The sequence below is a fragment of the Ensifer sp. ENS08 genome (assembly GCF_014852195.1).
Taxonomy (GTDB): domain Bacteria; phylum Pseudomonadota; class Alphaproteobacteria; order Rhizobiales; family Rhizobiaceae; genus Ensifer; species Ensifer adhaerens.
This window is the reverse complement of record NZ_JACVBF010000016.1, coordinates 188,310-196,199: the sequence shown is the minus strand read 5'-3', so window position 1 is coordinate 196,199 and position 7,890 is coordinate 188,310. Positions and strand designations below refer to the sequence as shown.

Here is a 7,890-nt window from a genome sequence, read left to right as displayed (position 1 = left end):
GACGGCCCTGTCCAGCGGAACGAAGACCATTGAGCCGATCGGCAAAAAAGGCCGGTCAGAACAAAACCGAACCCAAGGAAAGCCGCCAACTCAAGGCGTTCTGCCCCTTGCGTTCTTTCATTGGAGAAAGCCATGATCCGTATCGATGACAGGCTCTATGACGAGGCCTATTTCAGCGCCAGATCGGCCGAACTCGCAGCCGAGATCGGCCTTGGCGCACAGGACACCGGCCGCTACGCCGTCTGCTTCTCGGAGACGGTCGATTGGCTGGCTCTGTTCTTTGCCATCCGCAAGGCGGGCGCGAGCGTGCTGCCGATCCATCCGGGCACACCCTATCCGGCCGCGCGCAAGCTCGCGATCGGCGCCGGCTGCGACCGGCTGTTCTACAACAGCCTGACGGCCGAAGTTCTCGAACCATCCGACCTGCTTTCGGCTGAGGGCACGCTGTTGCAGATGAGCTCCGGAACGACGGGCGCGCCGAAATGCGTGGCGCGCAACTGGACGGAAATCGATGCCGAGATCGAAAGCTATGTCGCCACCTTCCGCGAACCGGAGGACATGACGCCGGTCGTCGCCTGCCCGACCACCCATTCCTACGGGCTGATCTGCGGCATCCTGGTGGCGCTGAAGCGTGGGCAGACGCCGGTCATCGTCAACACCGCGAACCCGAAATATCTCCTGAAGGTGCTGCGCGAGATCGAACGGCCGCTGCTCTATTCCTCGCCGGCGATCCTGCACACGCTGGCGCGGCTGACGCCCGCGGGCGAACAGATCCACGCAACGATGACGTCGGGCACGCTGCTTCCCGATCCGTGGTTTGCCGACATTCGCGCCAAGAGCCGGTTCATGTTCCAGCAATATGGCTGCTCGGAATCCGGCTGCATCGCCATCAATCCGGATGTGACTTCCGCCGGTGACATGGGCTTCGTCCTGCCGCATCTGATCGCCGCCACCGGCAACACCGCCGAGGACGCGGGTGAGATCGTCGTTAGCAACGGCGACGGCGCGCCGATCCACACGCGTGACCTCGGCTACCGGCGCGCCGACGGCATGCTGGTCTTCGTTTCCCGCCTGGACGACATGATCAACGTCTCCGGCCTCAACGTCTATCCGAAAGACGTGGAGGATGCCGTCATGGCGATGCCGGCGGTCACCGACGCCGTGGCCTTCCGCAAGGCCGATCGTTTTGCCGGCGAGCGCGTGGCGCTGCTCTTTAGCGCCGAGGCGCCGGTGGCGCCGCAGGCCGTGCGCGAATGGTGCAGCCGACACCTCGCATCTCACCAGTTGCCGATGGAAATCCTGCAGATCGATGCAGTTCCGCGCCAGGCGAACGGCAAAATCAGCCGCCGCGATGTCGCGGCCCGTCATCTGGCAGGCGAATTCAACAAACCGATTGCGGGAGCCGCATCATGACCGAAAGCGAAGTTCTGGCGGCGATCGAGGCCGTCCTGACCGACAAAATGGCGCATGGACATATGGACGGCTTCGGCCTCGATGCCCGTCTCAACGAAGATCTCTATCTCGACTCCGTGCTGATCCTCGAAATCTTCCTCAATCTCGAGCTCGAATACGGGTTGTCGGTGCCGGAAGAGGCGATCGCAAAACGGGAGATCGAAACGGTCGCCGATCTCGTCGCGCTCTATGTGCCGAAGCCGACCGCCGCCATCGTGCCCGCCTTTCCGCTCACCGGCGGGACGACCGACGAGGGGGTGCACGGCGAGGCCTATTACGACATCAAGGTCCATTGCTTCGTCAGTTGCGTCTCGGACGGCCTGAAGCGAAACGGGCTCGATCAGCGGCCGTTCTATTTCGGTGTCTGGGACGCGAAGTTCGCGGTCAGCGAGCGTTTCGAGCTTCTCTATCATGCGCCCGATATCACCCAGGAATTCTTCCGTGGCTGGTTCGAGCGGCTTTACGGCGTTTCCGTCGTCGAGTGGTACGATCCGCAGCGCACCAAGCTCGACAACCTCGCAGTGCTGCTCGGGCTGATGAAACAGCGCGGCGAAACCGGCTCGGTCATGGTCATGCTCGACATGTTCCACCTGCCGGAGCGGGAGAACAAGTTCAACCAGAACCCCTTCCCGCACTATCTGATGCTGCAGGAAACGGCCGATCCCGACACATGGTTCGTGCACGATCCCGACTATCGCTGGGAGGGCGAGATTGCCCGCGAGAAGGTCGTTCACGCCATCATGCAGCCGACTGTCGGCGGCGGTTATGTCTTCGACAATGCCGAGGCGCGCGCGCCGTTTGCCGAAGATCTGAGGGCCTATTTCGAGGCCTGCTTCGTCCGGGACCGCAATCCGCTGGTCGATGCCGTCAGAGCGATAGTCGCCGCGCATCTCGACGGGACGAACGGTGTCGCACTCACTGATCTCGGCGCCGCGGTGCGGGAACTGCCTGTTATCACCATCCGAAAATACGCCTATGAGCACGGCTTTGCCTTCTACTGGCGGGCGCTGAAGTTGCCGGCCGCCGAGTTCGAGGGCTGGTGCGGGGAGATCGAGGCGCTGGTTCAGTCGCTGAAGACGCTGCACTACGCCTGCATGAAGCTCGCCCAGACAGGCGATCGCTCGCTGTTGGGCGCCGTCATCGAGCGTCTCGACGAAGCCGACCGGCTGGAGACGAAGCTGAAGGTCAAGCTCGCAGAGGTCTTCGATCTCTGGTGCGATCTTGCCATCCCCCAGGAAATCCGTCCCTTGAAGAGAATTGCGCGATGAGAGTTTCGCTCTGCACCATCACTTTCCGCCACCATCTGATCTCGCTCGACGAGATCGCCGCCTGGGCCGAGGCCAACGACTTCCAGGGTATCGAACTCTGGGGCGCGCATGCGCGCAACCTCTCGCCGCGCGCGGATCGCAACGCCGAATGGCTCGACGGCTACGGCCTCTCGGTGCCGATGATCAGCGATTACCTGCCGCTCGACGGCGACGTGGAAGCGCTGCGGCACAAGGCGGTCGAGCTTTGCCGACTGGCGCGCCGGTGGCGCACCCGCAAGATCCGCACCTTCGCGGGAAGCCGTGGCAGCCTTGACGTCAGCGCTGACGAGCGGCGGGAGATTGTCGAGCGCCTGAAGGAGATCTGCACCATTACCGCAAGCTACGGCATCCAGCTGCTTGTCGAAACGCATCCGAAGACGCTCGCCGACACGGCGGCCTCGACGATGCGGCTCATCGAAGAGGTGGACCATCCCTCCTTCGCCATCAATTTCGACACGCTGCATGTTTGGGAAGGCGGCGACGACCCGGTCGCCGTGCACCGTGCGATGAAACCGCACATTCGCCACTACCACCTGAAGAACATCGTCGGCCGGGCAGAACTTTCCGTCTTCGAGCCGGCCAATGTCTATGCCGCGGCCGGCAGCCGGCGCGGGATGACGCCGCTCTTCGAAGGGGTTGTCGACTACGAACGGTTCCTGACGGAGATCGCCGATGAGCCGTCGGTCGACGCGTCGCTTGAATGGTTCGGCAACGATTGTTTCGAGACCCTGCGTCGCGATCGCAGGCAGGTCCGCGAGGCGGTTGACGGGACCGAGCCGAACCGCCGGGCCGCCGGCCAATAGGCGTTACGCATCATGATGGCCCGGAGGTCTGCGCGCCGGCTCGTGTCGGCGCGGGGCCTATTGTGTCTGAAGCCTGTAGATCTCGGTCTCTTCGCTTCGGCCGGCCAGACAATGTTTGCCGAGCTGGGCGAGATCGGAGCGATCGTCATCAGCCACCAGACCGAAGGTTTCGCCGCTCAGGAGGATCATTACCTCTTCACTTGGCGCGATCGATTTGCCGAGCTGCTCCAGCCGGTTGCAGGCGTTCACCGTGTCGCCGACGATCGTATAGGCCGACCGACCGGTCATGCCGATATTGCCGGCAACGACCGACCCGGAATGGATACCGATGCGCACCCTGAGGGGCGGCAGGCCCTTTAGGCGTCGCTCGGCGTTGTCGCTGGCGATCGATTTGGCGATCGCCCGCGCTGCCCGGATTGCCCGATCTGCATGGTCCATTTGCGCGTCGGGTGCGCCCCAGAAGGCCATGACGCAATCACCGATGAACTTGTCGATGGTGCCGCCTTCGCTTTCGATGCAGTGGCCGAGCAGATCGAAGTGGCTGTTGAGCAGTGCCGCCACGTCGCCGGCGCTGGTCTTTTCTGCCGTCGCGGTGAAATCGACCACATCGGTGAACATGATGGTGACGGTGCGCTGGGTGGATGCCAGGTCCTCACGACCGATCAGGTGGCGCACGAGCTTCTTCGGCACATAGGTCTCAAGCCAGCGCAGCCCAGTCAGCATCGTGTTGTAGGCCTTAGCCTGCTCGTCGAGTTCGGTGAAGAGGCTGCCGGGAAGCGGCCGCAGAGCGGCAAAATCGAGCATGCCGACGGCACGGACCTCACGCGCCATGCTGGTGACCGGGCGAACGATCAGGCGACCGACAACCCACGCGATGACGATCGCGACGAACAGCACCGCGAGGCCGGCAATGCCGGCCCGCAGCAGGTCCCACACCGGCTTCTCGACCGCTTCGATCGGAACCTCGACACCGATAATGAGCGGAGAGGGAGCGTAGCCGCGGATCTCGCGCGTCAGGACGACCCGTCCGTCGTCCCCGAGCTTGACCGCGCGTATCTCCATGTCCGAATCGTCGAAGGTCTCGGCCGGTTCTTTCCACAGTGCGGCGAGAAAAGGGTCGCCCAGTTCGTCGAGCTTCGGCAACCGATGCTCCGCCGAAAGGAGCGGATGTCCCGCGGCCATCAGCGGATGGGCGAGAACCTGGTCGCGGCCGTAGAGGACGAAGGGCGTCGCCCCCGGGTTCGAGACGGCAATCTGGCGCAGGAAGTCGGACATGGTGTCGACCGTTATCGTGGCACGGAAAACGCCGGCAAATTCACCGTTGTGGTTTGCCGGTTGCTGCAAATTCGTGACTGACGTGCGTATCGCCGGATCGGGTACGAAATAGACGGGCCCCCAGTGAGGCGTGCCGCTGCGCCGCGCTTCCTCGATCTCCGCGCGCTCGTTGTCGCTCGTGACCTGGTCGGTATAGGAAAAGACACCCTTTGGACCCTGCGTAACGCCGATGATATCGCCGTTGGGCTTCACGAAAGAGAGTACTCGAACTTGCGGCGTTGCCGCCAGAGCGCCCGTCATCACGCGTTCGAACTTCGGCGAATCCTTCGGGTCGAGGCGGCCGGCACCGACCTCTCGCGCCAGAAAGGCGAGCTGATCCTCCACAGGCGAGAAGCGGCTGCCGATTTGCGTCTGCACCGCCTCCAGCCCGAGATGCGCCGATTGCACGAGCAGGTCGCGGGTCGTGCCCGCTGACATGAACCAGACGACCGAGAGGATAACGGCTGCGGTCAGGGCGACCAGGGCTGCCATCACGATCGCCAGGGTGCGCGACAGGGAGATGGTTCGGTTGGGTGTTTCGGCGTTAGTCGCCTTGGTCGTCTGCACCAGCATGCCTCATGTTGCAGCAGGTGCTCGCCATTCGCGCGGCCCCGCAAGGAATGCACCCTCTTCTAGCTGTTTTGGGCTTTTTTCCAAGCGTGCGCCGGCCTTTCCCGTTCTGCGTCAATCTGTCCCTTGCAGCCGCCGGCTGATCGGCTCGAACTCCGGGGTCGCCTTGCGCGGCGTCGTGTCGCGCTCGTTGGCCTCCATCTGCTGCCAGTATTTCCAGCCGACCTTTTTCGCGCCGAGCTCGTAGTCCATGCCGTCCCAGGCATCCTCGCGGAAACTGTAGAAGGCCCAGTGCAGATCGTCCCTGTCGAGCGCGGTCAACACGTCCTCGAGATAGGTCTTGCAGCCGGACCACAGGCGCATGCAGCCGAACTCGCCGGCAACCAGCCGATTGAGCGGCACGCCCTTGTCTTTTGCCCATCGCACCGGCTCTGCAAGATAGGCTTCGACCCGGGCCCTGTCCCACGTCTCCTCGCCGTCGCCGAAGGGCACCTTGCCGGGGTAGGCGTAGGGCTTGTCGCGCTTCATGTTCGGTGCGCTGGTCGCGGCATAGGGCTCATACATGTGGAAGCTGTAGAGCACCTTCTGGTCGGTGAGCGCTGCCGGCCAATAGGAAAAGGCGTCGGCAGCCGCATACCAGCCGGCATCCGCCATGATGGGCGTTGCCGGGTCGACCGCCCGGATGGCGGCGATTACCGTCTTGTAGAAGGCCCTGAGGTCCGAGGCGCTGCCCGCCTGGTCGCCGTACCAGGCTTGCATCGTCTTTCGGTCGGCATGTTCGGCAAGGCCGTTCCTCTTTTCAGGCGCCGGCTCGTTGACGATGTTGTAGGCGGCGACCGCGGGATGATCCTTCAGCGCGCGGGCCAGATCCTGCCAGAAGGCTGCTGCCTGGCCCCACCAGATCTTGTCCTGCCAGAGACGGCCGTCGAACCGGTTGCCGTTGTTCTGCGCCCAGCGCATGCCGGGCAGCGACAGCGGCGCGATGACGACCTTGAGGCCCGCCTTGTCGGCCCGGTCGAGGGTCTCCTTCAGCGTCTTGAGGTCTGCCGCCGGTATGCCTTCGTATTTGTCGGCGTCGCCGATCAGATAGTCGCGCTTGGCCGGCTCCCACTTGTCGTAGGACAGGCGCACCCAGGTGGCGCCGTAGCCGGCCAAGGCCCTGAAATAGGCGTCGTCCGGGGGCAGCCGGTTGAAGCTGTTGCCGCCATGCTGCGGCTTATCCCAGAAGGTGATGAGATCGGCGGCACTGGCGGAGCCCGCAAGGCTGCAAGCGAGGAGGGCGGAGGCAATCAGGCGCATTCGGTCGGTCCTTCTGGAGTTCTTGGCCTTCGCGGCTCTTGGTTTGGCGCGGCCAACCTACCGGCGGATCGTTTCGCTGAAGTTCCCTGGGGAACAGCGTCAGGGTTCAAAGCGAGTTTGCGAAACCCATTGGCGGTGACTGATGCCTAGCGGTTTCGTTCTTCGCGAGAAAAAGGCCTCGCAGCGGATCAGTGATCCGCTGCGAGGCCCGCTTGCCTGGATATCTTCGCGATCAGTCGGAAAGCGCTGTCGCCGCCTTCTCAATCAGTTCGGCGACGGCGGCCGGCTGGGACAGAAAGACCGCATGACTTGCCTTGACCTCGACCGTATCGCTGCCGGCACGCTTGGCCATCGTCCGCATCAAGTCCGGATGAATGGCCCGGTCTTCGGTCGCAATCAGCGCCCAGCTCTTCTTGCCCTTCCAGGCCGGTACCGTGATCTTCGTCTCGAAGGCAGATTTTGCCGGGAAGACCTGGGAATGAGCCATGAAACGGGCTTCTACCTCGGGAACGTCGGCGGCGAAGTCCGCGGCGAAGACTTCCGGATCGAGATAGAGATATCCGTCGTCCGTTGCCGCGATGCCCTTGGTTGCAGCCGGCTTCCTGGCTGCCAGGTCAAGCAGAGTTTCGCCAGCATCCGGCTGAAAGGCTGCGACATAGACGAGGCCGGCGACGTTTTCGGAAGTCCCGGCTTCGGTGACGATCATGCCGCCATAGCTGTGGCCAACGAGGACCGATGGGCCGTCCTGCAGGTCGAGGATGCGTTTGGTTGCCGCGACATCGTCGCCAAGCGAGGTCATCGGCGGTTGGACGACCGTGACGGTGAAGCCTTTGGTGGTCAAAAGGTCGAAGACCTTGCGCCAGCTCGAGCCGTCGGCGAGTGCGCCGTGCACGATGACGACATTCTTGACGGGTTCGGCCAGGGCATGCCCAAGCGGGGCCGCCGCCAAAGCCAGGAGTGTGGCAGCCAGGATTCTCATCTTTCGCATTCTTAGGTTTCCTTTCCTTGAGAGCGGAGTGATTGTTCCCCGACAAGCGGCGCCTTCTTCGGGTGACGCTTCTGGATTTTGAGAGGCGCACGCATGCTCTGGCCGCGGGGTCCGCGGCGCATGATGGTGCGTCTTCGATAGTTCGGACGGCGATTGC

Annotated in this window: 6 protein-coding genes; 3 read left to right on the top strand and 3 right to left on the bottom strand. The window is 63.4% G+C overall.

Going from position 1 to position 7,890, the window contains the following annotated elements; translation table 11 throughout:
- Window positions 1–132 precede the first annotated feature (132 nt).
- Genes IB272_RS27190 through IB272_RS27180 form a run of 3 tightly spaced genes read left to right on the top strand, consistent with a single transcriptional unit; the run spans window position 133 to window position 3,562 of the window.
- Window positions 133–1,413, top strand: a complete 1,281-nt coding sequence (locus IB272_RS27190; protein WP_034787620.1) for an AMP-binding protein — start codon at window positions 133–135, stop codon at window positions 1,411–1,413.
- Entirely contained in the window at window positions 1,410–2,720 is a 1,311-nt protein-coding gene (locus IB272_RS27185; RefSeq protein WP_113554669.1) for a DUF6005 family protein, read from the top strand. The genes IB272_RS27190 and IB272_RS27185 overlap by 4 nt, the downstream gene beginning before the upstream one ends.
- Window positions 2,717–3,562, top strand: a complete 846-nt coding sequence (locus tag IB272_RS27180; protein WP_060529013.1) for a sugar phosphate isomerase/epimerase family protein — start codon at window positions 2,717–2,719, stop codon at window positions 3,560–3,562. The genes IB272_RS27185 and IB272_RS27180 overlap by 4 nt, the downstream gene beginning before the upstream one ends.
- Window positions 3,563–3,619: 57 nt before the next feature.
- Here the strand turns inward: IB272_RS27180 and IB272_RS35640 are convergent, their stop codons facing one another.
- The 3 genes from IB272_RS35640 to IB272_RS27165 all read right to left on the bottom strand — a co-directional run bounded on the left by IB272_RS35640 (window position 3,620) and on the right by IB272_RS27165 (window position 7,733).
- Entirely contained in the window at window positions 3,620–5,443 is a 1,824-nt protein-coding gene (locus IB272_RS35640; RefSeq protein WP_159415697.1) for an adenylate/guanylate cyclase domain-containing protein, read from the bottom strand.
- Window positions 5,444–5,560: 117 nt separating this feature from the next.
- Window positions 5,561–6,745, bottom strand: a complete 1,185-nt coding sequence (locus tag IB272_RS27170) for a cellulase family glycosylhydrolase (protein WP_034787610.1) — start codon at window positions 6,743–6,745, stop codon at window positions 5,561–5,563.
- Window positions 6,746–6,977: 232 nt separating this feature from the next.
- Window positions 6,978–7,733, bottom strand: a complete 756-nt coding sequence (locus tag IB272_RS27165; RefSeq protein WP_060529011.1) for an alpha/beta hydrolase — start codon at window positions 7,731–7,733, stop codon at window positions 6,978–6,980.
- Window positions 7,734–7,890 lie beyond the last annotated feature (157 nt).

Coding starts and splice junctions, on each gene's coding strand:
- IB272_RS27190 (WP_034787620.1), top strand. CDS start 133: ATGATCCGTATCGATGACAGGCTCTATGACGAGGCCTATTTCAGCGCC.
- IB272_RS27185 (WP_113554669.1), top strand. CDS start 1,410: ATGACCGAAAGCGAAGTTCTGGCGGCGATCGAGGCCGTCCTGACCGAC.
- IB272_RS27180 (WP_060529013.1), top strand. CDS start 2,717: ATGAGAGTTTCGCTCTGCACCATCACTTTCCGCCACCATCTGATCTCG.
- IB272_RS27170 (WP_034787610.1), bottom strand. CDS start 6,745: ATGCGCCTGATTGCCTCCGCCCTCCTCGCTTGCAGCCTTGCGGGCTCC.
- IB272_RS27165 (WP_060529011.1), bottom strand. CDS start 7,733: ATGCGAAAGATGAGAATCCTGGCTGCCACACTCCTGGCTTTGGCGGCG.